We start from the raw sequence: 24,810 nt of genomic DNA, 5'->3' as shown, positions 1-24,810 counted from the left end.
ACGGGTGGCGTGCGTCGACGGGAGGCGCGCTGCGCCGAATGTAGTGCGTCGCCGGGACTCGGAGCGCGCCGGGATGTGACGTGGTGGGGCGCTCCGCGTGAAATGTGCGCGGGCGAAGCTGGGGGCGGGGAGCCCGGGTGGGGCAGGATGGGAACATGAGCCCCACGCTGCAGGTTGTCGTCGCGCCCGACTCGTTCAAGGGAAGCGCGACCGCGGTCGAGGTCGCCTCGGCGATCGGTGGGGGCTGGAGCGAGGCTCGCCCGGGCGACACCGTGGTGCTGGCACCGATGGCGGACGGCGGCGAAGGCACCATCGATGCGCTGGCGCTGGCCATTCCCGGCTCGAAGCGCATGCCGATCACCGTCACCGGCCCCGTCGGTGAACCGGTCGAGGCCGAATGGCTGCTGATCCCCGGCGAGGAGAGCATCGGCACAACGGGCGTTGTCGAGCTCGCGAACACGAGCGGCATCACGCTGCTGTCGACGCTTGCTCCGATGGATGCCCAGACCTCCGGTTTCGGCGAGGCCATCGTCGCCGCGCTCGACCACGGCGTCGAGAAGCTGTTGCTCGCCATCGGCGGAAGCGCCTCCACGGATGGCGGAGTCGGCGCGCTGACCGCCCTGGGCGCCCGGTTCCTCGACCCACAGGGCAACCCGATCCTGCCGGGCGGCGCGGGGCTCGCGGACCTCGTCACCGTCGACTTCAGCGGTCTGCGGGCGCTGCCCGAGGGTGGCGCTGAGATCATCACCGATGTGACCAACCCCCTGCTCGCGGTGGACGGCGCCGCAGCGGTCTTCGGCCCGCAGAAGGGTGCGGACATGCACCAGGTCGCCGCACTCGACCGGTCGCTCGCCGGGCTGGTCCGAATCGTCGGGCAGACGGCGGTGACCACGCGGCCGAGGGAGGCCGCTCGCCTGGCCGACCCCGAGGCACCCGGCTCCGGTGCCGCCGGTGGAACAGGGTACGGCCTGGCGCTCTGGGGAGCGGTCATTCGGAGCGGAGCTGAGACGGTGGCGACGGCTGTCGGCCTGGAGCGGCAGATCCGTGAGGCCGATGTGGTCATCACGGGCGAGGGGCGGTTCGACAGCCAGTCCGCCGCAGGGAAGGTGCCGTCGTTCGTCGTCGGGCTCGCCGAGAAGCATGGGACGTTTCCGCTGCTGGTCGCGGGCAGTATCGAGGCCGATCCGGAGGAGTTCGCGGCCTCGGTCTCGCTCAGTGAGCTCGCCGGGAGCCCGGGGGCTGCAATGGAGAATCCGGTGTCGTTTCTCTGGGCTGCCGGGCGGGCTTTGGCGAACGGCGGCGCGAAGACGTCGACGTCGACGTCGTGACGGCCTCCGACGGCGTGCTGGTCGACCCGCACGAGCTGGCTGCGCTCCTTGCGGGCGAGGGCGGCGACCGGGTGCGGGTGCTCGACGTGCGCTGGAAGCTCGGAGGCCCGCCCGGGCATCCGCTCTACCTCGAGGGCCACATACCGGGAGCGCGCTACGTCGACCTCGACACCGAATTGGCGCGGCACGGCGATAAGGCGGAGGGCCGGCATCCGGTGCCGGTCATCGACGACCTGCAGAGCGCCGCACGTTCATGGGGGATCGATGACGGAGACACCGTCGTGGTCTATGACGACCTGAGCAATCTGTCGTCGGCCCGCGCGTGGTGGCTGCTGAAGAGTGCCGGACTCACCGATGTGCGCCTTCTCGACGGGGCGCTCCGTGCGTGGGTCGATGCGGGATTCGCGCTCGAATCCGGCGAACCGCAGCCGGCCGAACCCGGCGGCGTGACGCTCGAATACGGCGCCCTCCCGTGGCTCGACATCGACGCCGCAGCCGATCTCGGCCAGAACGGAGTGCTGCTCGATGCGCGGGCTCCCGAGCGCTTCCGCGGCGAGGTCGAGCCCATCGACCCGCGCGCCGGCCACATCCCGGGGGCACGCAACGCTCCGGCAACCGGAAATGTCGGCCCCGATGGGCGGTTCCTCGGCCCGGCGGAACTCCGCGCGCGGTTCGAGGCGGTCGGTGCCGAGGCGGATGCCCCGGTGGGCGTGTACTGCGGATCGGGTGTCACGGCCGCCGCCGACGCGGTCGCGCTGACGATCGCGGGCTTCGAGCCGCGCGTCTTCCCGGGCTCGTGGTCGGCGTGGTCGAACACCGAGAGGCCCGCCGCCACCGGAGCGTGATCGGCCGGCCGCGGCGGGACCCGCGGCCTACTTCGCGAGAACGATCACGCCCGCGCTCTGCTTCGACGCACTGACGTAGCCCGACTTGGTGCCGGTCACGGTCACTATCAGGGTCTTGCCGGCGTCAGCGGCGACCGGGGTGTAGGTCGCACCGGTCGCGCCGGCGATCGCCGTGCCGGAACGCTTCCAGGTGTAGGTGAACGTGATGGGCGTGGGACCCCACGTTCCTCGCTTTGCGGCCAGCACCGTGCCCACCTTCGCCGTACCCGAGATCGTCGGAACGGTCGTCGTGAGGGAGCCCTTGGCGACGGTGGCCGTCGGTGCACTCGTCTTCGCGACGGAGCCGTACCCCGCCTTCGAGCCGGTGACCGTGACGGTGAGGGCGGCCTGGGCATCCGCCGCGGTGAGCAGGTAAGTCGACTTCGTCGCGCCGGAGATCTTCACTCCGTTGCGGTTCCACTGGTACGCGAACGTCACGGGTGACGGCGACCAGGTGCCCGTCTTGGCGGTGAGGGTCGAGCCCACCGTGGTGGTGCCGGCGATAGTGGGTGTGGCCGTCGCGGTCAGCCGGTCGAGCACCGGGCTCGTGGCTGTGCTGGTGGTGGTGGCGGTTTCGTAGCCCGACTTCGTGCCACGAACCGTCAGGGAGACGGCGCGGCCGAGATCGGCGGACACCAGTTTGTAGGTGGTGCTGGTCGCGCCGGTGATCGGAATGTCGTTGCGGTTCCACTGGTAGCTGAGCGTGACGGGCGCGGGCCCCCAAGAGCCGGACTTGCCCGTGAGGGTCTGGCCGACAACCGCCGAGCCGGTGACGGTGGGGTTCCGGGAGGTGAGGAGGAGCGGGTCGGGGGCCTGGTCGGCGGTCCACGAACCGCTGCCGGCGGTGACGTGCACTGTCGTGAACCAGAGGCCTGCGCTCGCGAACTGCACGCCGTTGAACTTCAGGCACGCCAGTCCGACGCTGTAGTCGCCACCCCGGGCCCGGGCCTGGCCGGCAGAGCCCAGGACTTGCGCGCCGAGATTCGCGGACGGTTCGAGCACGTCCTTGGTGCCGAAGAAGAAGGCGCTGTCGGCGTAGGCGATCCAGGATGCCCGGGTGCGCTCGGTGCCGACCGGACTGATGAACGTCTGCACGCTCTCGGCGTCGGCGGCGCAGGTGAAATGGGCGCGCGGGTCGCGGCTGCTCGGGGAGGCGACGAGGTCGTCGTCCCAGAGCGCAACGTGTCCCGCGGGGAAGCGGGTCTCGGTGCCGGAGTCGTAGAGGTAGTACGCGCCGTCGGAGACGGGGGTCGCAGCCGACGCGGGGAGAGCGCCCGCGCCGACGAGGGCGATGGCGAGGGCCGAGCAGAGCAGGGTGCCCGTGAGGCGGGCGCGGGTGGTCAGGGTCACGGGGGGCCTCTTCGGTCGATGGATGCTGCGGGCATCCGATCGTCACAGCGAGGCGTGTCGCGGGGGTGAACGCTCGGTGAGCGGGAGGAGGGCGACGGGTGGACGCCGGGGCCCGGCACCGCGGCCGCCGCCGTAGTGCTGCGCACCAACCCGGCGGCGGCACCACGGCCCGGCGGCGGCACCACGGCCCGGCGGCGGCACCGCGGCCGCCGCCGCCCGTGTCAGGCGCGCGGGGTCGAACCGAGGGCCTGCGCCCGGCGGTACTGCTCACTGATCTGCGGCACAGTGTCGACGGCGAGTTCCGCGACAAAGGTCACGGGCCACGTGGGCCGCGAACCGGTGAGCGTCCACGCGGCCTGGCGCGCGGCACCGTCGGCCACGTACTCGCCCGGTGTCGGAACCGACACCGGCACGTCGAAGACCTGCGCCGCGACCGTCTGCACGGCAGCGTTCTGCGCCGCGCCGCCCACAAGCAGCAGCCGCTCGGTCTCGACTCCCAGTGAACGGATCGCCCCGACACCGTCGGCCAGACCGCAGAGCATGCCTTCGATCGCGGCTCGCGCCAGGTTCTCCCTACTGGCCGACGCGATCGTGAGACCGGCCAGCGTGGCGGTGGCGTGGGGGAGGTTGGGGGTGCGCTCTCCTTCGAAGTAGGGAACGAGAACGGCGCCTCCTGCCCCGGGTGCCGCCGCCAGCGCGAGGCGGGCGAATTCGTCGTAGTCGACGCTCAGCAGTTCGCTGATCGAAGACAGGATCCGTGCAGCGTTCAGTGTCACGACGATCGGCAGGTAACCGCCGGCGGCATCGGCGAAGCCGGCCACGGTTCCGGTCAGGTCGGCGACCGGATGATCGGTGACGGCGAAGGCGGTGCCGGAGGTTCCGATGCTGATCACGACGTCGCCGGGCCGGGCGTCGAGCCCGAGTGCGGCACCCGCGTTGTCGCCCATGCCCGCACCCACGAGGATGCCCGCGGGGATCGATCCCGTGATCCCGGTGGTATCCGGATGCCCGGGGTCGGCGTAAGCCCCGTCGCCGCCGTGCGCCACAGTGGTGCCGACGATGTGTCCCGTCGGTACGACGCGAGGGAGGATGACCGGCGCGCCGGGTGCGGGATCGCCGGCGTCGGAGTTGGTTCCGCCCTCACCGACCACCTCGGTCAGTTCTTCCTCGAGCTCGGCCTCCGCCACCCCGACCGCCTCGACCCCGGGACGGCCGAGGGCCCGCTCGAAGAGGTCGAGGTCGTAGGCTTCCGCCGCCGGGCTCCAGTACGAGGTGCCGCTCGCATCCGAGCGATCGGTGGCGAGGGCATCCAACTCCGGGCCCAGCGGGCTCTCGTCGGCCGGCCCGTAGCCGAGCAGGCGCCAGGTGAGCCAGTCGTGAGGCAGGGCGACCGCGGCGACGCGCTCCGCGTTCGCGGGTTCGGCATCGCGGAGCCAGCGCAGTTTCGTGGCGGTGAACGAGGCCACCGGCAGTGCGCCGACGCGCGCGGCGTACCCGTCGGGGCCATCGGCCCCGACCTCGGCGAGCAGGTCGATCGCGGCTTGGGCGCTCCGGGTGTCGTTCCAGAGCAGGGCGTCGCGGATGACGCGGCCCCGGGCATCCAGAACGACCATGCCGTGCTGCTGGCCGCCGATCGAGATCGCGGCGACATCGTCGAGTCCGCCCGCGTCACGGATCGCCGCCAGAAGGGCGTTCCACCACGCGGCCGGGTCGACCTCTGTGCCGTCGGGGTGCGAGGCGCGCCCACTTCGGACGAACGCGCCCGTCTCGGCATCCCGGATGACGATCTTGCAGCTCTGGGTCGACGAGTCGACCCCGGCGACCAGCGTCATGGTCAGCGCGCGCCGGTGAGGTGCTCGAGCGCCAGCTGGTTGAGGCGCACGAAGCCGAAGCCCTTACCGTCGAAGTACGGCGTCGGGTCGAAGTCCTCGTAGGCGCTGCGGTCGGCGAGGAGGTCGGTGTAGGTCTCACCCGGGTTGAGGGTGGGCTCGGCCAGTTCCGGCACGCGGGACGCGGCCAGGGCCTCCTGCACCTCGGGGTCGGCGCGGAACGCCGCAGCCCGCTCCTTGAGCAGGAGGTAGGTGCGCATGTTCGCCGCAGCCGAGTCCCAGACGCCCGTGATGTCTTCGGTACGCGACGGCTTGTAGTCGAAGTGGCGGGGTCCGTCGTAGACCGGGCCGCCTTCGGGCGAGCCGTTCTCGAGCAGGTCGACCAGGGCGAACGCGTTGTAGAGGTCGCCGTGGCCGAACACCAGGTCCTGGTCGTACTTGATGCCGCGCTGGCCGTTGAGGTCGATGTGGAAGAGCTTGCCCTGGTAGAGCGCCTGCGCGATGCCGGCGGCGAAGTTCAGGCCGGCCATCTGCTCGTGACCGACTTCGGGGTTCACGCCGACGAGCTCGGGGCGCTCGAGGGTCTGGATGAACGCCATCGCGTGGCCGACCGTCGGCAGCAGGATGTCGCCGCGGGGCTCGTTCGGCTTCGGCTCGATCGCGAACCGGATGTCGTAGCCCTTGTCGGTGACGTAGTCGCCCAGCAGGTTCACCGCCTCGCGGTAACGTTCCAGCGCCGAGCGGATGTCTTTCGCAGCGTCGTACTCGGCGCCCTCACGGCCGCCCCACATGACGAACGTCTTCGCGCCGAGCTCTGCGGCGAGGTCGAGGTTGCGCAAAACCTTGCGGAGCGCGAACCGGCGCACGGCCCGGTCGTTCGAGGTGAAACCGCCGTCTTTGAAGACCGGCGCGCTGAACAGGTTCGTGGTGACCATCGGCACTTCGAGCCCGGTGCTCGCGAGAGCGCCCTTCAATCGGTCGATCTGGGTCTGGCGCTCGGCGTCGGTCGAGCCGAAGTCGAACAGGTCGTCGTCGTGGAACGTGAGCCCGTAGGCGCCGAGCTCACTCAGGCGCTCGACGGCCTCGACGACGTCGAGGTGTGACCGGGTCGGGCCGCCGAAGGGGTCGGAGCCGTTGTAGCCGATCGTCCAGAGTCCGAAAGAGAATTTGTCAGCGCGGGTGGGCGTCAGGGACATAAGGGGTGCTCCAGTCAGCATCGTTGGTGAGGCGGACGTGGTGTTCGGTCGACGTCCGTGATAAAAAGTTACCACGGACAACATATTGCGGATGCAGGGCTTCTGTCAAAGGGCTGGCACACTGTTTTCCTGACATCGATCCCGGGAGGTCACGTGGTTCTCGCGAACACACCGCGGCGCCTGTCCGCCGGCGTCGGCAACAGCAATGACCAGACCCGCCGCCACAACCTCTCGACCATCCTGACCTTCCTGCACCACGGCGGCCCCCAGGCCAGGGCGCAGCTCACCGGTCTCTCCGCCCTGAACAGGTCGACCACGGGCGCCCTCGTCGTCGAGCTCACCGAGCTCGGTCTCGCCTTCGAGACGGAGCCGGCCGACTCCGGTCGGGTGGGCCGGCCTAGCCCGATCGTGAACGCGAACGCGAATGTCGTCGCGATCACCGTCAACCCCGACATCGACGCGGTCACGGTCGGTGTCGTAGGGCTCGGCGGTGTGCTCCACCATCTCGTCCGCCGGGAGACGGATGCCGTACCGACGGTCGGGGCGAGCATCCGGATCGTGCAGGAGGTGCTCGACGGTCTGCGTGACGAGCTCGCGGGCTACCGGGTGGTGGGCGTCGGGATCGCCGTGCCCGGGCTCGTCGACTCCCGGGAAGGCGTCGTCGCGCTCGCCCCGCACCTCGGCTGGCGGGACGAACCGGTCGCCCGGCCGTTCGCCGACGCGCTCGGCCTCCCCGCCACGGTGGCCAACGACGCTGCGCTCGCGACCGTCGCCGAGAGCCTCTTCGGCGCCGGCCGCGGCGTGCAGGACCTCGTCTACCTCAACGGCAGTGCGAGCGGCATCGGGGGAGGGGTTCTCGCGGGCGGAGTGATGCTCCGCGGCCGCCAGGGGTACGCCGCAGAACTCGGCCACACGCTGGTGAACAGCTCGGGCATCCGGTGCCACTGCGGCAAGCGCGGCTGCCTGGAGACCGAGGTCAACCTCGGGCGTCTGCTGGAAGTGCTGGGGCGTGAGACGGCCGGGCTCGACGAGGTCGATGCGCTGATCGCCGCGGTTCCGGATGCCCGCCCCGAGATCGAGCGCCAACTCGACGTGCTGGCGCTCGCCATCGGCACCTTCGTCAGCGTGTTCAATCCGGAGTCGATCATCCTGGGCGGATTCCTCGGGTCGCTGTACGAGGCCGATCCTTCGCGGCTTCGCGCCTCCGTCGACGCAGCCTCGGTCGCGGGGCTTGCCGAACCGGTTCGCCTCGAACGCGCGCAGCTGCGGTCGAGGTTGCTGACCACGGGCGCGGCGGAACTGGTGTTCGCCGACCTGCTGGCCGACCCCGCGGGCACCGTGTTCTGACGCGGGGTGCTGCCGAGCATCCACCGCTCGCGGTAGTCTCTCGCCATGAAGATTCTGCTCGTGGGTGCCGGTGGTGTCGGGGATTCGATTGCGAAGATCGCGGCCCGCCGCACCTTCTTCGACGTTGTGGTGGTGACGGACTACGACCTCACGAGGGCGGAGTCCACGGTGTCGTGGATCCAGGCGAAGCACGGCCCGGAGGTCGCCCGCCGGTTCCTCGCCGACCGGATCGATGCCTCCGACGCCGCAAGCGTCGAGGAGGTCGCACGGCGGCACGGCGCGACCCACGTCATGAACGCTGTCGAGCCGCGCTTCGTGCCCACCATCTTCGCCGGGGCTCTCGCGGCCGGCGCCAACTACCTCGACATGGCGATGAGCCTCTCCGAGCCGCATCCCACCAACCCCCACGAGGAGACCGGGATCAAGCTCGGCGACGACCAGTTCGCCCAGGCCGCCGACTGGGAGAAGGCGGGCACGCTCGCGCTCGTCGGCATGGGGGTCGAGCCCGGGCTCTCCGATGTGTTCGCCCGCTACGCCGCGGACCACCTGTTCAGTGAGATCGACGAACTCGGCACCCGCGACGGGGCCAACCTCGTTGTGCGCGACGAGTCGGGAGCCGAGATCTTCGCGCCCTCGTTCAGCATCTGGACGACCATCGAGGAGTGCCTGAACCCGCCCGTGGTGTGGGAGAAGGAGCGTGGCTGGTTCACGACCGCGCCGTTCAGTGAACCGGAGGTCTTCGACTTCCCCGACGGCATCGGGCCCGTCGAGTGCGTGAACGTGGAGCACGAAGAGGTGCTGCTGATGCCGCGCTGGGTCGACGCGAAGCGGGTGACCTTCAAGTACGGGCTCGGCAACGAGTTCATCTCCATCCTGAAGACGCTGCACCAGCTCGGCCTCGACAAGACCGCGCCGCTGACGGTGCGGTCGGCTGCCGGCCCTGTGGCAGTTGCACCACGCGACGTCGTGGCGGCCGGGCTGCCCGACCCTGCAACGCTCGGTCCCCGGATGACCGGCAAGACCTGCGCGGGAGTCTGGGTCACCGGTACGGGGCTCGACGGGTTCCCGCGGGAGGTGTACCTCTACCACGTGGCCGACAATGAGTGGACGATGCGCGAATACGAGTCCCAGTGCGTCGTCTGGCAGACGGCGCTGAACCCCGTGATCGCGCTGGAGCTGCTGTCGCTCGGGGTGTGGGGCGGGGTGGGCGTGCTCGGCCCGGAGGCGTTCGACGCGCTGCCGTTCCTCGAGCTGATGGCGCTGCCGGTCGAGGAGGGCGGCTACGGCCAGCCCTGGGGGCTGGAGGACCGCGCGGTCTGACCCGTGCGGTCATGTTTGAGTTTTTATCGACTATTGGCTAATCTGAGGGTGATCACTACCTCTACGAGAGCTGAGAAACGATGACCCTGCGCGCCCACACCTCTTTGTCCGGTTTCGGCCGACGGGCCCTCGGCGCTCTCGCCGTGCTCGGGGCTTTCGCCTTCGTCGGCGGCGTGACTGCTGCCCCCGCCAACGCTGTTCCGTTAGACTTCGTAGTTTCGTCAGGCGACCCCGATTTCGGATTCCAAAAAACAGGAACTGTGCAGACAAGGACTTTTGCACTGCTCAATTCCGGAGACGATGACATCACGATCGAGGCGCCCACTCTGCGGACCCTGTCGGCCCCTTTCGCCGCATCAGCCATTTCGTTCACCAACACCACCGTCATTGCACCCACCGGTCATGCGACCTTCACGGTGACTTACACGGTGCCGGCCGTCGGAATGCCGTCAGATGTCCCTGTCGTTCTCTTCGCGACGGACCAGGTGACCGGAGATATGCGGCTGCTCACCCTCCGGTTCAAGGGAACCCCCACTGCGACTGACCCCGCCCATTTCACGGCGACGACCTCGGGTGGCGGAACCTCGGCTGACTTCGGGACTGTCAGCGTCGGGAGCTTCGCCGCGAAAGATGTCACCCTGACAGTCGACGGGGTGCTGCCGATCCGTTTCTCGACAGACAACATCACCATCGTCGACTCGGCCGGCAATCCGCTGCCGAGCGTGAAGGTCACGGCCTCCTCCTTCGGGACCGCCGGTGCGGTCACCAATCCGGGAGTAACGGCTGCGTTCGAACTCACCTACAGTCCGCTCGCCGCGGGCTCCTTCACGGGCAGTGCGAGAGTTTCCGGGTTCGCGGTTTCGACGGGCAGCGCCAGAGTTTCCGAGTCCGCGGTTTCGGGCTCGGTCGAGACGAGCGCCATCACGGTCGTCGTGCCTCTGTCCGGCTCCGCGGCCGCAATCACCCCGACCACGCCACCCACGACCGCGCCCGCTAGCCCCGGTGCGACCGTCACACCTCTTCCCACGGTGACCGGCACCACGGCGTCGACCGCGGCGGTCGTCGCGCCGCGACCCGGGACCGGAACGGGATCGCTGGCTGAGACGGGAGCGCCCGTCGCCGGAATCGTCGGTCTGGGCGCGATGGTCGGGCTGCTCGGGTTCGGGGCCCTGGCCGGCCTGACCGTGACACGTCGACGCCGAGCGAACAACGCGTAGGGTGCAGACAAGGTTGACAACACGGGCAAAGACGCAGAAGAGATCTGGATCGGCGATGTTCACGTCGCCAACATCCGCCAGAAAAACGGTCACGGAGACCGAAGCCCAACCGGGATGCGGTGTCAGCTGAGGACGACGTTCACTCCGGCCACCACCGTGTGGTAACACTCGCCTCCTTCGACCTGCGGCGCACGGCGCGGGTCGAAGGAGATTCCGGCATTTGTCAGCGTGTGGGCCCGGGCAACGGTGGGTTGGGCGTGCGCTGCCGGTCGAGGAGGGCGGCTATGGCCAGCCCTGGGGGCTGGAGGACCGCGCGGTCTGACCATGTGGTTTGAGTTTTCTTCGCTTTATGACTATCCTGAGGGTAAATCACTACTTTCACGAGAGCTGAGAAACGATGACCCTACGCGCCCCCACACCTCTGTCCGGTCTCGGCCGACGGGCCCTCGCCACTCTCGCGGTGCTCGGGTCTTTCGCCTTCGTCGGCGGTGTGACTGCTGCCCCCGCCAACGCTGCCGCGTTCGACGTGTTCTTCGCGTCGGGTAACCCGGATTTCGGTTTCGCGAAAGCGGGTACGGTGCAGATCAAGGAGTTCGACATCCAGAACGGCGGTGACGATTCGATTGCGATCGACCCCGCGCCCCTGACTGCCCTGACCGGCCCGTTCACCGTGACCGCCGGGAGCTTCTCCGCGCTGACGGTCATACCGAAGAACGGACATGGCACGTTCAAGGTGAACTACACCGTGCCCGCGGTCGGAACGGTTTCCACTGTTCCGGTGACGCTGGTGGTGACCGATCAGGCCGACAACACCACGAAGAACCTGTCGATCACTTTCAAGGGAACATCGATCGCGACCGACCCCGCCCATTTCACGGCGACGACCTCGGGTGGTGGCACCTCGGCCGACTTCGGGACCGTCAGCGTCGGCAGCTTCGCCACGAAAGACGTCACCCTGACTGTCGACGGGGTGCTGCCGATCCGTTTCTCGACAGACAACATCACCATCGTCGACTCGGCCGGCAATCCGCTGCCGGGCGTGAAGGTCACGGCCTCCTCCTTCGGGACCGCCGGCGCGGTCACCAATCCGGGAGTGACCGCTGCGTTCGAACTCACCTACACTCCGCTCGCCGCGGGCTCCGTCACGGGCAGCGCGAGAGTTTCCGGGTTCGCGCTTTCGGGCTCAGTCGAGACGAGCGCCATCACGGTGGTGGTGCCTCTGTCCGGCTCCGCTGCCGCAGTCACTCCGACCTCGCCGCCCGCCACCCCGCCGGCAACGCCTGGAGCCACGGTCACACCTCTTCCCACGGTGACCGGCACCACGACGTCGACTGCGGCGGTCGTCGCACCGCGGCCCGGGACCGGAACGGGATCGCTGGCTGAGACGGGAGCGCCCGTCGCCGGAATCGTCGGTCTGGGTGCGATCGTCGGGCTGCTCGGATTCGGCGCCCTGGCCGGCCTGGCTGTGACACGTCGACGCCGCGCGAACAACCTGTAGGGATCGCTGACGGTTCCGGTCGCCGACCAGACATCGCCGGCCGGAACCTGTAGCGTGAAGACATGGCTGACAACACGGGCAAAGACGCAGAAGAAATCTGGATCGGCGACGTACACGTCGCCAACATCCGTCAGGAGAACGGTCACGGAGACCGACCATTCATCGTCGAGAGCCTCACCGGCACGGAACTTCACACGGCGGCCGACAAGCATGCCGCCGAACTCTGGATCGCGCTGCACTCCGACACGATCACCGAGAACGAACTCGGGTAGTCGTCGGCGTCAACTGAGGACGACATTCACTCCGGCCACCACCGTGTATTGGTACTCGCCGCTGTCGACCTGCGGCGCACAGCGCAGGTCGAAGGAGACTCCGGTACCTGTCTGCGTGAGAGCCCGGGCAGCGGTGAGGTGAGTGTTGCCGTCCGGATCGGTGCCTGAGAGGATCCTGACCGAGACGAAGGCTCCGACGTTCTCGCCGAACGTGAGGAAGTCGTCGAGGGCGGACTGGTAGACGAGGTCGTCGAGATTGGCGTCGACGGAAGGTCCGGCTGCGGACGGTACGCCTTCGACGCCCGACCCGGCGCGGCGAAGGCGACCGAGACCAGCACGATCGCGAGCGCAAATCCGAGACATCCGAAAGCCACTTCGGCGATCGCAAAACGTTTCCAGCGCCGCATCGCATGCGCTGTCTCGTCGGGTGACCCCTGCTCAGTCACCGTGTGTACCGCCGAGCGTGTCCCGGGAGGGACCACGCGGCTCAATCTGGCGGAGAATGGGGGATTCGAACCCCCGAGAGCTTTCACTCAACACGCTTTCCAAGCGTGCGCCATAGGCCACTAGGCGAATTCTCCTGGCGAACCGTCTCCCTCGTGCAGAAACGGCCAAAGAGCATCTTACGGCATTCCTGCCGGACGCTCGCATCAGTAGCGAACCGCCGCCAGCGCCTCCGGGATGGAAGTGTCTCCGCTGATGGCCTCGAACTGTGCGCCGATCGCGATGCCGTCGAGCAGCGCAGCCGCGACGAGGGCCGCGACATCCTGGCGAGGGATCGTTCCACGGCCTGTGCTCTCGGCGAGCGTGACCTGGCCCGTGCCCGGTTCGTCGGTCAGGCCTCCGGGGCGGATGATTGTCCAGTCGAGGGCGCGTTCCCGCACGTTCGCGTCGGCGGCCGACTTCGCGGCAAGGTAGATCTGGAAGATGTCGTCCGACGCGGGGTCGAAGTCGTCTGCTCCCATCGAGGAGACCAGGACGTAGCGGTGGATGCCCGCCGCTTCCGCAGCGTCAGCCAGGAGGATCGCGCCGTCACGGTCGACGGTGTTCTTGCGCTCTGCCGTCGACCCCGGCCCCGCGCCCGCTGCGAAGACCACCGCATCGACACCCGTGAGGTCGAGGGCGAGGGTGCGGGCATCCACCTTCTCGAGGTCGATGAGTACCGGGATGCCGCCGGCCGCGAGCACGTCGCTGGCGTGCTCCGCGTTCCGGATGATCGCGACGGCGTCGTGTCCCTGGTCGGAGAGGATTTTCTCGAGGTGGAGTGCGATAGCTCCGTGGCCGCCGGCGATTGCGATTCTCATGCTTCCATCCAACGCCCCCCAAGCCCGATCTGCCAACTCACCGGGCCCTGATCCCGGCGGCTTCGCAGCCGGCGTCCCGCTCGGCTTCGCGGTTCGCCTCCCGTCGGCTAAACTGATGCCCGGCTCCCCGCGTGGCGCCATCCAGGCCAACTCCCCCAGGGCAGAAATGCAGCAAGGGTAACCAGGCTCTGGCGGGTGCGCGGGGGGTCCTTTTTTTGTGCACTCACGCTCCTCTCGCTCACAGCCGACAGACTGCTGACGATCAGTACACAGGGGGTGCGCGCTCAGGCCGGGCTCCCTAGGCTGGATCCGGCAGACCTGCACCGCGGGTTCGCCGGAACCGCAAGGAGAACCGTGGCCCGCAGTATCTACATCACTTCCGCCGAAGGTCATTCGGGCAAATCGACGATTGCGCTCGGTGTCCTCGACATTCTGGGGCGCACCGTCGGCCGGGTGGGTGTGTTCCGCCCGATCGCTCGGTCGGTGAGCGAACGCGACTACGTGCTCGAGATGCTCCTGGCCCGCAACGGGGTCGATCTCGACTACGACGACGCGATCGGCGTCTCCTACGAGGAGGTGCACAGTGATGCGGATGCCGCGCTGTCCCGCATCGTCGAACGGTACAAGTCCGTCGAGAGGCTGTGCGACTCCGTCGTGATCCTCGGTTCCGACTACACCGATGTCGGCAGTCCCTCGGAGCTGTCGTTCAACGCCCGTATCGCCGCGAACCTCGGGGCACCGGTGCTGCTGGTTCTCGGTGGCCGGGCGGGCCAGGGTGCCACCGAGCTGCTCGGGCACTCCGACGCCCGTACGCCCGACGACATGCGCCAGATCACCGAGCTCGCACTGGTGGAGCTGAAGGCCGCCCACGCAACACTTCTCGGCATCGTGGCGAACCGCAGCGACCCCGAGAACCTCGAGAAGATCCGCGACTCGATTGGGCGCGCCGCCTCGGCCGCGCTCTCGGCGCTGGCAATTCCCACCTCGGTCGACGTGCGTCGGTCGCGCGTGCCGATCTGGTCGATCCCCGAAGACCGTCTCCTCGTGGCGCCGAGCATGGCGAACCTCGTCGAGTCGACCGGCGGGGTGATGATCAAGGGCGATCCCCGGCTGCTCGGTCGCGAGGCGCTCGGCGTCGTGGTGGCCGGCATGTCGATGGTGAACGTGCTGCCCCGCCTCATGGAGGGCGCCGTCGTGGTGATTCCCGGCGACCGTACCGAGGTGCTGCTGGCCGCCCTGATGGCCAATGCGTCTGCCACGTTCCCGAGCCTGTCCGGGATCATCCTGAACGGTGGCTTCGACCTCCCGGAGCCGATCGAGCGGTTGATCGACGGCCTCGAAGCGTCGCTGCCGATCATCAGCACACCGCTCGGCACCTACGACACCGCTGTGCGCATCACGTCGACCCGGGGGCGGCTCGCCGCCGATTCACAGCGCAAGTACGACAGCGCGCTCGCCCTCTTCGAGCAGTACGTCGACGGCGAGAAGCTGCTCGAACTGCTCGACGTGAGTACCTCGACGGCCATCACCCCGCTGATGTTCGAGTACGGGCTCATCGACCGTGCCCGCTCGGCTCAGAAGCACATCGTGCTGCCCGAGGGAACGGATGACCGGGTGCTCCGTGCCGCTGCGACGGTGTTGACGCGGGGCATCGCCCGGCTCACGATCCTGGGGGAGGAGGAGGAGATCCGCTCCCGTGCCACCTCCCTCGGCTTCAGCCTCGACGAGGCGGCCATCGTGAGCCCCTTCGACCCGGAGCTGCGGGAGCTGTTCGCCGAGAAGTACGCGATCATCCGGGCGCACCGTGGAATCACGCTCGACATGGCCAGGGACACGGTGACCGACGTGTCGTACTTCGGCACGATGATGGTGCATCTCGGCTTGGCCGACGGGATGGTGTCGGGTGCCGCGCACACGACAGCCCACACCATCCGGCCGGCCTTCGAGATCATCAAGACCCGGCCCGAGGTGTCGGTGGTGTCGAGCGTCTTTTTGATGGCACTGGCCGACAGGGTGCTCGTCTACGGGGACTGCGCGGTGATTCCCGACCCCACATCGACCCAGCTGGCCGACATCGCCATCTCGTCGTCGGAGACGGCCGTTCAGTTCGGTATCGAACCCCGGGTGGCCATGCTCTCCTATTCGACGGGCGTCTCGGGCTCGGGAGCCGACGTCGAGAAGGTGCGGGAGGCGACAGAATTCGTGCGGGCGCGGCGACCCGACCTGCTCGTCGAGGGCCCGATCCAGTACGACGCTGCGGCTGACGCGGCGGTGGCGGCTGCGAAGATGCCCGACTCCGACGTCGCGGGCCGCGCGACGGTCTTCATCTTCCCCGACCTCAACACGGGGAACAACACTTACAAGGCCGTGCAGCGGAGTGCTGGCGCGATAGCCGTCGGTCCTGTTCTCCAGGGCCTCAACAAACCGATCAACGACCTCTCCCGGGGAGCCCTCGTGCAGGACATCGTCAACACGATCGCCATCACTGCCATCCAGGCGGCGACAGTCTCCGAGCCTGTGGTCGTGTCGGCGCAGGTGCAGCAGTGAGCGCCGTCCTGGTCGTCAACAGCGGGTCGTCGTCGCTGAAGTACCAACTCATCGAGATGACCGGCGAGACGGTACTGGCCACAGGGCTGATCGAGCGGATCGGCGAGGCCACGGGCTCGGTGAAGCACACGGTGGCGGCCGGCGTGGTCAGTGTGCCCGGCGCGGCGGAGGTTCGGGGCGATGACGAGACCTTCCGCGGAACGGAGCCGGTCGCCGACCACGCCGCAGCCTTCCGCGTGATGATCGACGCCTTCGAAGCACACGGCCCGTCGCTGGCCGAGAATCCGCCGGTCGTTGTCGGCCACCGGGTCGTGCACGGCGGCAAACGATTCTTCGAGCCCACCGTGGTCACCGACCTCGTGAAGATCAACATCGAAGACCTCGCCGAGCTGGCCCCGCTCCACAATCCGGCGAACCTCGACGGCATCACGGCGGCGCAGCAGGCGTTCCCCGCCGTGCCGCACGTCGCGGTGTTCGACACGGCGTTCCACGCGACCCTGCCGCCGGCGGCCTTCACCTATGCCATCGACGCGCAGCTCGCAGAGAAGAACCGGGTACGCCGGTACGGCTTCCACGGCACATCGCACAAGTACGTCTCCGGCCGCACGGCCGAGTTCCTCGGTCGGCCGCTCGATGAGCTGAAGACGATCGTGCTGCACCTCGGCAACGGAGCGTCGGCCTGCGCCGTCGACGGTGGCCGTTCGGTCGACACATCGATGGGGCTCACTCCGCTGGAAGGGCTGGTGATGGGCACCCGGTCGGGAGACCTCGACCCCGCGGTGCTCATCCACCTGCACCGGAAGGCAGGTCTCGGGTTCGATGAACTCGACGCGCTGCTGAACCGTCGGAGCGGCCTGGTCGGGCTGAGCGGCCGGGGCGACATGCGCGATGTCGTGGAGGCCGCGGACGCCGGCGACGCGGCGGCCGCCCTCGCCCTCGACGTGTACCTCCACCGGCTGAAGCACTACGTGGGCTCCTACCTCGCCGTTCTGGGGGGAGCGGACGCGATCGTCTTCACCGCCGGAGTGGGGGAGAACAGCGTCGCTGTGCGCGGTCGGGCGCTCGCCGGGCTCGAACGCCTCGGAATCCGCATCGACCCCGAGCGGAATGCGTCCCCGGAGCGCGGTGCCCGCCTCATCTCGAGCGACGACTCCGCCGTCGCGGTGCTGGTGGTGCCGACGAACGAGGAGCTGGAGATCGCTCGGCAGTGCCTGTCCGTGATCTGACCTGTCCGGGCATCCCGGCGGCCGGCGCGGGGTCAGCCGGTCATCCGGATGCCTCGGCTGGCGTCAGTCGGCGATGAGCCGTTTGCCGAGGCTGACCGTGTGGTCGGGTTCGTAGCCGAGAGCCTCGTAGAAGGCGAGCACGTTCTCGTTGCCCGCCCGCACCTGCAGGTTCAGTTTCGGGCAACCCAGCGCGATGAGCAGGCGTTCGGCCTCGGCCATGAGGGTGCGGCCGTGTCCGTGGCCGCGGTGCTCGGGTGCGACAGCGAGGTAGTTGACCCAGCCGCGGTGCCCGTCGAAGCCGACCATCATGGCGGCGACGATGGCTCCGGCCGTGGCCTCGCCAGTTCTGTCGTCGACGCCGACGATGAACAGGTCGGGTTGCACGGTCAGCTTCCGGGCGATGTCCTTGTGCGGGTCGTTCCACGGGCGAACCAGACCCGAAGACTGCCACAGGGCGATCACGGAGTCGGTGTCGGACGTGTCGAAAGGGCGGAGCTGCATCGTTCGAGTGTAGGAGATCGGCCTGTCCGCTCATCCACAGGCAGAGCCCTGGTGCGAGCTCTCCACAGGTTCGGCGACGGGGGCCTGAGTGTCGGTGCTGGCGGATACGATTGGTGCCATGGTCACAGCCCTTTACCGCCGCTACAGGCCTGAGACGTTCGGCGAGATGATCGGCCAGTCGCAGGTCACGGAGCCGTTGATGACGGCGCTGCGCACGAACAGGGTGAACCATGCATACCTCTTCAGCGGCCCCCGGGGGTGCGGCAAGACCACGTCGGCGCGCATCCTCGCCCGCTGCCTGAACTGCGCAGAGGGCCCCACCGACACTCCGTGCGGTGTCTGCCCGAGCTGCGTCGAGCTCTCACGCGACGGATCGGGTTCGCTCGATGTCGTCGAGATCGACGCGGCGAGCCACAACGGCGTCGACGACGCGAGAGACCTCCGTGAGCGAGCCGTCTTCGCTCCCGCACGCGACCGCTACAAGATCTTCATCCTCGACGAGGCGCACATGGTGACGCCGCAGGGGTTCAACGCGCTGCTCAAGATCGTGGAGGAGCCGCCGGAGCACATCAAGTTCATCTTCGCGACGACCGAGCCCGACAAGGTCATCGGCACCATCCGGTCGCGCACGCACCACTACCCCTTCCGGCTGATCCCGCCGGCGCAACTGCTGGAATACGTGCAGGCTCTCTGCGAGATCGAGGGCATCACGGCTGCCCCGGGCGTTCTGCCGCTCGTGGTGCGGGCCGGCGGCGGTTCGGCCCGCGACACGCTGTCGCTGCTCGACCAGCTGATCGCCGGTTCCGAGAGCAACCACATCGAGTACGAGCGAGCGGTGGCGCTGCTCGGCTACACCCACGCCTCCCTGCTCGGCGAGGTGATCGACGCCCTCGGAGCCCACGATTCCGAGGGTGCGTTCGGCGCCGTGGACCGCGTCATCCAGACGGGGCAGGATCCGCGCCGGTTCGTCGAAGACCTGCTCGAGCGCCTGCGCGACGTGATCATCGTCTCGGCGACCCGGTCGGCCGAAGGTGCCGCCGCGGTTCTCCGCGGAATGCCGAGCGACGACATCCTGCAGATGCAGCAGCAGGCGGCCCTCTTCGGCTCGGCGGAGCTCTCCCGCACGGCAGACATCGTGAACGCCGCGCTCACCGAGATGACCGGAGCCACCTCACCGCGCCTGCACCTCGAACTGATGATCGCGCGGGTTCTCGTGCCCGCGAGCGACGATACGGCGCGCGGGGCACTGGCGCGGGTCGAGCGTCTTGAACGTCGCGTCGGTGTTGACAGCGGTGTCGCTGGCGGTGTTGGCAGCGGCGTCGGCGGCGGTGCGATCGAGGGCGTGAGGCCGGCGGCTGCCGGTGGGTCCGCGCGCGGAGCCGTCGCCGGGGGCACCTCGGCCGCCCAGGCAGGCGCTCTGGAGAGTCCGTCTGGCACGGGAGCCCCATCCGGTGGGGGATCGCCGTCCGGTGCGGGATCGCCCGCTGCTGCGGGGTCGCTGTCCGGCGCCTCGAGCGAGACCCGGTCATCCACGTCGCCGCCCGAGCGCGCGTACAGCATCGACCGGCCGTCGGGCTCGTTCGCGCAGACGGGTGACGGTGCGGCGAATTCCGGCGCACCTGCTTCCGGCGCGGCGGCTTCCGTGGTGCCGACACGTGCCCAGGAGTCCTCCGAGCCGGACCGGGCGTCGAGCACGGTCGCACCATCGATGCCCGAGCCGACCGAGCCGACCGGACCGGCGGATGCTTCCAGGCCATCGTCTGAAGCGACGCCGGTCACCTTCGCGCAACTCCGGGACTCGTGGCCGCAGATCCTCGAAACCGTCGAGAAGGCGAAGCGGTCGGCGTGGATGATCGTCTACACCGGTTCGATCCGTGCACTGGAGGGCGACGTTCTGACCCTCACCTTCCCCAGCCAGAACGACGTCGACAACTTCCGCCAGCAGCAGGTGCCGGGCCAGGGCGTGAGTGAGGTGCTGCGGCAGGCCATCGTCGACGTGCTGGGTCTCCGCGTGAAGTTCATCGCCCGTGTGGATGCGACGAATCCCGCCTCGCCCGAAGCGCAGGCCGCGCAACGCGGCACAGTCGCGGCGCCCCCGGCGCGCGCGGCCGCGCCGACCCCGGCCACCGGCGCACCGGCACCGGCACTCGCGGACAGACCGCGCCAGACGCCTGCGCAGACCGCCTTACCTGCACAGACCCCCTCACCTGCGCAGACCGCCTCTCCTGCGCAGACCTCTCCGACAGCGCAGGCCCCATCAGCGGCGCAAGCCGCTCCACCAGCCCAAGGCGCTTCACGGGCACAGGCCTCATCGACGCCCGCAGTGCCGACGCCCGCAGTGTCGGCGACGTCCTGGCCCGTCGTCGCCATCCCTGTCTCGAGCCCGGAGAGCGACGAACCGGTACGCACGGGGCAGGGACGTTCAGAGCCGGAGTCGAGGGAGCCGGTGCGGGCGGCGACGGTGGTCGTCGACATCCCGATGTCCGAGATCCCGGAGGACATTCCCGAAGGAGCCGTCCCCGACTTCGACCCGACCGTTTCGTGGGCCGGGGCCGACGACGACATCCCATTGCCCGCCGGGCCCTCCGACGACAGCTTCGGGTCGCCGTCAGGGCCCCCGCGCCAGAACACGATCCCGTCGTCCTCCCGGGCGGGAGTCCCGTCTGCGACGTCGCCGCAGAGGACCGAGCCGCAGACCGCTTCGCCCCGGGCGGCCAGGGCTGCGACATCCGATCGCCCTGTGCCGCAGTTCGGTGAGAAGCAGCGTTACGGCGAGGCGGTCGTGCGAGAGATCCTCGGCGCGAGCTTCATCGAGGAACGACCGGTCGCGCCGCGCCGGTCACCCGAGCGGGAGGGGTAGCCCGTGTACGAGGGAATCATCCAGGAACTGATCGATGAGCTCGGCCGGCTGCCCGGGATCGGGCCGAAGTCGGCGCAGCGCATCGCCTTCCACATTCTGCAGACCGAGTCGTTCGACGTGACCCGGCTGGCTGAGGTGCTCATCGAGGTGCGCGACAAGGTGCACTTCTGCTCGATCTGCGGCAACGTCTCCGAGCAGGACACCTGTGCGATCTGCCGGGACCCGAGACGTTCGCAGAACGTCATCTGCGTGGTCGAGGAAGCCAAAGATGTTGTCGCGATCGAACGCACCCGGGAGTTCAGGGGGCTCTACCACGTGCTGGGCGGTGCCATCAGTCCGATTGACGGGATCGGGCCCGACAACCTGCGCATCCGCGAGTTGATGCGGCGCCTCGCCGACGCCACGGTCGAGGAGGTCATCATCGCGACCGACCCCAACCTCGAAGGCGAGGCGACGGCGACCTACCTGTCACGGCTGCTGACCACTCTGGAGATCCGTGTAACGCGGCTCGCCTCCGGGCTGCCGGTCGGTGGCGACCTCGAATACGCCGACGAGGTCACCCTCGGCCGCGCGTTCGAGGGCCGCCGGTTGGTCGAGCAGTAGCGTGCGGTGGCGTCCGCCGGTTCCCGGGCAGACCGCCGGCGGTCGCCCGCACGGGGATGATCGCCCAGACCGCGATGACCGCCCAGACGAGACGGGACACACAATGGATGACGCACACTCGGCAGCCCCCGCCTGGCTCGGTGACCCGAACCTGCTCGCCGCGTTCTGGCGGTACGAACGCGCGCTGATGACGAACGACGTCGCCGAACTCGACGAGCTGTTCGCCCGCGGCGGCACAACCGTTCGGAGCGAAGCCGGGTCGGCTCTTGTCGGGCACGACGCCATCGCCTCCTTCCGGGCCGCCCGCCCCCCGGTTCCCCTCCGGCACCTCCGCCGGGTGCACCTCCGCCCGATCTCCGCCGACGCGGCGGTGATCATCGCGGAGACGATCCGTGGTGACCGGGGCACCGGAGTCCAGACGCAGCTCTGGCAGCGTGTCGAGGGGCTCTGGGAGGTCACCGTCGCACACGTCTCGACAGTGCCGGGCCTCCAGTTCAGCGCGCCGAAACTGACTGCCGCCGAGGAACGTGCGATCTGGGCCACGCCCGAGGCCCGCCGCCCCCTGGTCGAGTCTGTGGCACACCCGGATGCTGTGGCACACCCGGACGCTGTGGCCCACCCTGATGCTCAGGCCCACCCCGACGGCACCGGCCGTGTCGGCTCCCTTGCCGGGGTTCGCGTCGCCGTCAAAGACCTCTTCGCCATTGCGGGGGAGAGGATCGGCGCCGGCAACCCGACGTTCCTCGCGGGGAAAAGCGCGGAGACCACGACATCGCCGGCGGTTGCAGCGCTGCTCGCTGAGGGTGCGGAGATCACCGGTCTCGCCCAGACCGACGAACTCGCCTTCTCGATCGCGGGCACGAACGTGCACTACGGCACCCCGCCGAACCCGGCCGCCCCCGGCCGCATTCCGGGGGGTTCGACGAGCGGCCCGGCTTCGGCAGTGGCGCTCGGCCTGGCAGACCTCGGGCTCGGCACCGACACGGCCGGCTCGATCCGGGTGCCGGGCTCGTACACGGGACTCTTCGGGCTGCGCACGACCCACGACGCGGTCTCCCGAGAAGGACTCGTGCCACTCGCGCCGAGCTTCGACACCGTCGGTCTGCTGGCGAGGGACCTTCCGACGCTGGCCGCCGGTGCCCGGGCGATCCTCTCGACCGGAAGCACCGCGCCCGGCAACAGTGCAGACGCGGCACGTTCAGACTCGGCAGCACCGCCGGCCGCGATCTCGACCCTGATCGTCGATCCTTCGCTCGTCGCACTCGCAGACGCCGACACGCAGGCGAGCTTCGAGGCCGGCCTGCGTGCTCTCTCCCTGGCGTCGGGCACCCCGGTCGTGCAGACTTCCTCGGCGATAGACCCGGCCGAACTCGAGGTGTGGTTCGATGCGTTCCGTCTGGTGCAGCAGTTCGAAGCCTGGGTTTCCGACCGCTCCTTCGTCGAAGCGAACCCGGGTGCGCTCGACCCTGCGATCTCCGAGCGTTTCCGGGTCGCCAGCGGCCTCACCGACAACCAGGCTCTGGATGCCAGGCTGGTGCTTGCGCGCGCAACCGTCCGCCTGGAGCAGCTCGTGCCACCCGGCTCGGCCCTGGCGCTCCCGTCGACATCGGGTCCGGCACCGGAACGTGACGCCTCACCTGCCGAGATCGACCGGGTGCGCGGCGCGACGCTTCGACTGACCTGCCTCGCCTCGCTGTCAGGGCTACCCGCCCTGACGCTGCCCTTCGGCCGTGTCGGCACTCTCCCCGTGGGCCTCTGCCTGATCGGCGCCCGTGGGGCCGACCAGGCCCTGATCGGGCTTGCGACCCCCCGAGCCTGACGCCCGGTTCAGCAGCCCGGCCTGATCTCGCTGCCGCCAACATCGCCAGACCTGCCAGACCCGCCAGCGCCGCCAAGCCCGTCTGTGCAACCCGTGCCTCCGCCGGCCGGTGCGACGATGATCTGGTAGCTCGCCGCCGCCGTTCCCCCGGAATTGCGCGCGGTGACACCGAAGTCGAAGGAGCCTGCGGCAGACGGTTTGCCGGACAGCGCACAGGTGGAGGCGCTGAGGGTGATTCCGGCCGGAAGTGTTCCGGAGCTGACCGCGCAGGTCGACGGAGCGCTCCCCGTCGGGGTGAGCCGGTAGCTGTACGCGGTACCGACTTTCGCCGACCTGAGCGGCCCTGCCGGAGCAAGCGTCGGCGCAGGCAGAGTGACGACCAACCGGAACGTGCTGGTTGCATCGGGGCCTGCGAGGTTGTGCGCGACCAGCGTCACCGACTGAGAATCCTCGACGGTGGGCGTGCCGGAGAGTTGCCCTGTCGCGGCGTCGAACGACAGCCCGGCGGGCAGGGAACCGCGGAGGCTGAGAGTCGGGGCCGGCGTTCCCCGTGCTTCGAAGACGTGGGTGTACCAGACGCCGACCGTTGCGGCATGCAGGGAGTCGGCAAAGATCCAGGGAGCCTCCGGTGTCACCGGAGCGCGGCCCGAGACCGTTTCGTTCAGGGGATTCGAGGCGTACACCTTGCCGAGACTCTCGTCGATCGCCACGCCCCGTGGAGCCTTGCCAAGCGGCACGTCCATCACCGGGGGCACGGCGGCGGACACGGCGAACTGGGAGACCGTCATGCCGAGCGAATTGCCGACGAACGCGTAGTGGGTTCCCGAGTCGATCGCGACCGACAGCGGTGCCCGGCCGACGCCCACGGTGTCGACAGCGGGGGATGACGCGGTGACGTCGAAACGTGAGGCGGTGTTGTCGCGGAGGTTCGCGACGACGGCGGTGTGGCTGGAGGAGTCGATCGCCACTCCCGACGGAGACGCACCGACGGGAACGGTGGTCGGCACCGGATCGGGAGTGCCGGTGTCGTCGGCCGCCGTGCGCGCCGCGAAGACGGAGACGGTGTTGTCGCGCGAGTTCGTCACCGCGACGACCTGGGCTGCGGCATCCACGGCGACTCCTGACGGCTCCTGGCCCACCGGAACGCTGCGGAGCGCCGGCGACACGGCATCGGGGGAAGCCAGGAAGGAGTAGACGCGGTTCGTCGTGGAGCTGGTCACGTAGACGATGTGATTCACCGGGTCGACGGCGAGGGCCGACGGATGATCGACCGTGACGGCCACGGCGGCCGCAGGATCCGGATCGTCTGCGTCGAATCTCGACACCGTTCCCGAGTCCGAGTCGGCGACGAAGATCTGGCGCTGGGATTCGTCGATCGCTATCGCGACAGGGTGCAGGCCGACCTCCACCCGGGTGACGGGCTGCTCGTCGAGGCTGCCGTCGAAGATGGAGATGACGTTCGACGACTGGTCTGCGGCGAACACCCTGTGGGTCGTGGAATCGACCGCCAGGGCGCCGGGAACCCCGCCCACCACCGTGAACGAGCTCGAGAACGCCGATGCGCTGAGCGGCGAGACACCACCAGCCACCAGGAGGGCGGAGCAGGCGAGGGCCGCGACTGCAAGAGCCGGGCGGGGCGAGACATGACGCGATTCAGACATGCCGCCATGCTACTGAGCAATCCTCGATTAAGCCAGTGCCCCGATCAA

General features: G+C 69.1%; 19 protein-coding genes, 1 tRNA gene and 1 other RNA gene. 13 read left to right on the top strand and 8 right to left on the bottom strand.

The window, feature by feature from the left end; genetic code table 11:
• Nucleotides 1–155: 155 nt before the first annotated feature.
• Together FB464_RS11705 and FB464_RS11700 are read left to right on the top strand one after the other, a co-directional pair.
• Nucleotides 156–1,328, top strand: coding sequence for a glycerate kinase (locus FB464_RS11705; RefSeq protein ID WP_116413705.1), 1,173 nt, complete (start codon nt 156–158; stop codon nt 1,326–1,328).
• Nucleotides 1,325–2,173 (top strand): sulfurtransferase, encoded by an 849-nt coding sequence (locus FB464_RS11700; RefSeq protein ID WP_425472414.1) that lies wholly within the window; start codon nt 1,325–1,327, stop codon nt 2,171–2,173. The genes FB464_RS11705 and FB464_RS11700 overlap by 4 nt, the downstream gene beginning before the upstream one ends.
• 27 nt (nt 2,174–2,200) lie before the next feature.
• Here the strand turns inward: FB464_RS11700 and FB464_RS11695 are convergent, their stop codons facing one another.
• The 3 genes from FB464_RS11695 to xylA all read right to left on the bottom strand — a co-directional run bounded on the left by FB464_RS11695 (nt 2,201) and on the right by xylA (nt 6,587).
• On the bottom strand, nt 2,201–3,562 hold the full coding sequence (locus FB464_RS11695) for a hypothetical protein (RefSeq protein WP_116413706.1): 1,362 nt from the start codon (nt 3,560–3,562) through the stop codon (nt 2,201–2,203).
• Nucleotides 3,563–3,783: 221 nt separating this feature from the next.
• Nucleotides 3,784–5,394, bottom strand: coding sequence for an FGGY family carbohydrate kinase (locus tag FB464_RS11690; protein ID WP_116413707.1), 1,611 nt, complete (start codon nt 5,392–5,394; stop codon nt 3,784–3,786).
• Between the two features lie 2 nt (nt 5,395–5,396).
• Nucleotides 5,397–6,587, bottom strand: coding sequence for a xylose isomerase (xylA, locus tag FB464_RS11685; RefSeq protein WP_116413708.1), 1,191 nt, complete (start codon nt 6,585–6,587; stop codon nt 5,397–5,399).
• A gap of 153 nt (nt 6,588–6,740) precedes the next feature.
• Here xylA and FB464_RS11680 point away from each other — a divergent pair, with 153 nt between their 5' ends.
• The 5 genes from FB464_RS11680 (at nt 6,741) to FB464_RS11660 (ending at nt 12,241) form a co-directional block, all read left to right on the top strand.
• The gene (locus FB464_RS11680; protein WP_246093036.1) at nt 6,741–7,934 is read left to right on the top strand and encodes an ROK family protein; all 1,194 of its coding nucleotides are present in this window, start codon (nt 6,741–6,743) and stop codon (nt 7,932–7,934) included.
• A gap of 45 nt (nt 7,935–7,979) precedes the next feature.
• Nucleotides 7,980–9,254: a saccharopine dehydrogenase family protein gene (locus FB464_RS11675; RefSeq protein ID WP_116413709.1), complete on the top strand. Its 1,275-nt coding sequence runs from the start codon at nt 7,980–7,982 to the stop codon at nt 9,252–9,254.
• A gap of 80 nt (nt 9,255–9,334) precedes the next feature.
• Entirely contained in the window at nt 9,335–10,471 is a 1,137-nt protein-coding gene (locus FB464_RS11670) for a hypothetical protein (protein ID WP_116413710.1), read from the top strand.
• A gap of 397 nt (nt 10,472–10,868) precedes the next feature.
• Nucleotides 10,869–11,969 (top strand): hypothetical protein, encoded by a 1,101-nt coding sequence (locus tag FB464_RS11665; protein WP_116413711.1) that lies wholly within the window; start codon nt 10,869–10,871, stop codon nt 11,967–11,969.
• Nucleotides 11,970–12,031: 62 nt separating this feature from the next.
• Complete coding sequence (locus FB464_RS11660) at nt 12,032–12,241, top strand: hypothetical protein (protein ID WP_116413712.1); 210 nt, start codon at nt 12,032–12,034, stop codon at nt 12,239–12,241.
• A gap of 9 nt (nt 12,242–12,250) precedes the next feature.
• Here FB464_RS11660 and FB464_RS11655 read toward each other — a convergent pair whose 3' ends face one another.
• From FB464_RS11655 to FB464_RS11645, 3 genes are all read right to left on the bottom strand, one after another.
• Nucleotides 12,251–12,604, bottom strand: a complete 354-nt coding sequence (locus FB464_RS11655) for a hypothetical protein (protein ID WP_116413713.1) — start codon at nt 12,602–12,604, stop codon at nt 12,251–12,253.
• Between the two features lie 130 nt (nt 12,605–12,734).
• Nucleotides 12,735–12,822 (bottom strand) — tRNA-Ser (locus FB464_RS11650).
• Nucleotides 12,823–12,891: 69 nt separating this feature from the next.
• A complete protein-coding gene (locus FB464_RS11645) occupies nt 12,892–13,545 on the bottom strand; it encodes an SDR family oxidoreductase (protein ID WP_116413714.1) in 654 nt (217 codons plus the stop codon).
• 118 nt (nt 13,546–13,663) lie between these two features.
• On the opposite strand from FB464_RS11645, the gene ffs reads away from it, so the two are divergent.
• The 3 genes from ffs (at nt 13,664) to FB464_RS11630 (ending at nt 17,318) form a co-directional block, all read left to right on the top strand.
• Nucleotides 13,664–13,760: signal recognition particle sRNA small type (gene ffs, locus FB464_RS11640), an RNA gene on the top strand.
• 139 nt (nt 13,761–13,899) lie between these two features.
• Nucleotides 13,900–16,092 (top strand): phosphate acetyltransferase, encoded by a 2,193-nt coding sequence (gene pta / locus FB464_RS11635; protein ID WP_116413715.1) that lies wholly within the window; start codon nt 13,900–13,902, stop codon nt 16,090–16,092.
• Nucleotides 16,089–17,318, top strand: a complete 1,230-nt coding sequence (locus FB464_RS11630; protein WP_116413716.1) for an acetate kinase — start codon at nt 16,089–16,091, stop codon at nt 17,316–17,318. The genes pta and FB464_RS11630 overlap by 4 nt, the downstream gene beginning before the upstream one ends.
• Before the next feature lie 63 nt (nt 17,319–17,381).
• Here FB464_RS11630 and FB464_RS11625 read toward each other — a convergent pair whose 3' ends face one another.
• Nucleotides 17,382–17,819 carry a GNAT family acetyltransferase gene (locus FB464_RS11625; RefSeq protein WP_116413717.1) on the bottom strand — a complete coding sequence of 146 codons (438 nt, stop codon included), beginning with the start codon at nt 17,817–17,819 and terminating at the stop codon, nt 17,382–17,384.
• A 118-nt stretch (nt 17,820–17,937) separates the two neighbouring features.
• Between FB464_RS11625 and FB464_RS20260 the strand changes: the two genes are divergently transcribed.
• The 3 genes from FB464_RS20260 (at nt 17,938) to FB464_RS11610 (ending at nt 23,101) form a co-directional block, all read left to right on the top strand.
• Entirely contained in the window at nt 17,938–20,679 is a 2,742-nt protein-coding gene (locus FB464_RS20260; RefSeq protein ID WP_246093035.1) for a DNA polymerase III subunit gamma and tau, read from the top strand.
• Nucleotides 20,680–20,682: 3 nt separating this feature from the next.
• Nucleotides 20,683–21,282, top strand: a complete 600-nt coding sequence (recR, locus tag FB464_RS11615; RefSeq protein WP_116281876.1) for a recombination mediator RecR — start codon at nt 20,683–20,685, stop codon at nt 21,280–21,282.
• A gap of 103 nt (nt 21,283–21,385) precedes the next feature.
• Complete coding sequence (locus FB464_RS11610; protein ID WP_116413718.1) at nt 21,386–23,101, top strand: AtzH-like domain-containing protein; 1,716 nt, start codon at nt 21,386–21,388, stop codon at nt 23,099–23,101.
• A gap of 8 nt (nt 23,102–23,109) precedes the next feature.
• Here the strand turns inward: FB464_RS11610 and FB464_RS11605 are convergent, their stop codons facing one another.
• On the bottom strand, nt 23,110–24,762 hold the full coding sequence (locus tag FB464_RS11605; protein ID WP_116413719.1) for a putative Ig domain-containing protein: 1,653 nt from the start codon (nt 24,760–24,762) through the stop codon (nt 23,110–23,112).
• Between the last annotated feature and the right edge of the window lie 48 nt (nt 24,763–24,810).

Origin of the sequence: Subtercola boreus, assembly GCF_006716115.1 — a bacterium.
GTDB lineage: Bacteria > Actinomycetota > Actinomycetes > Actinomycetales > Microbacteriaceae > Subtercola > Subtercola boreus.
This window is presented reverse-complemented; position numbering and strand designations above follow the sequence as displayed.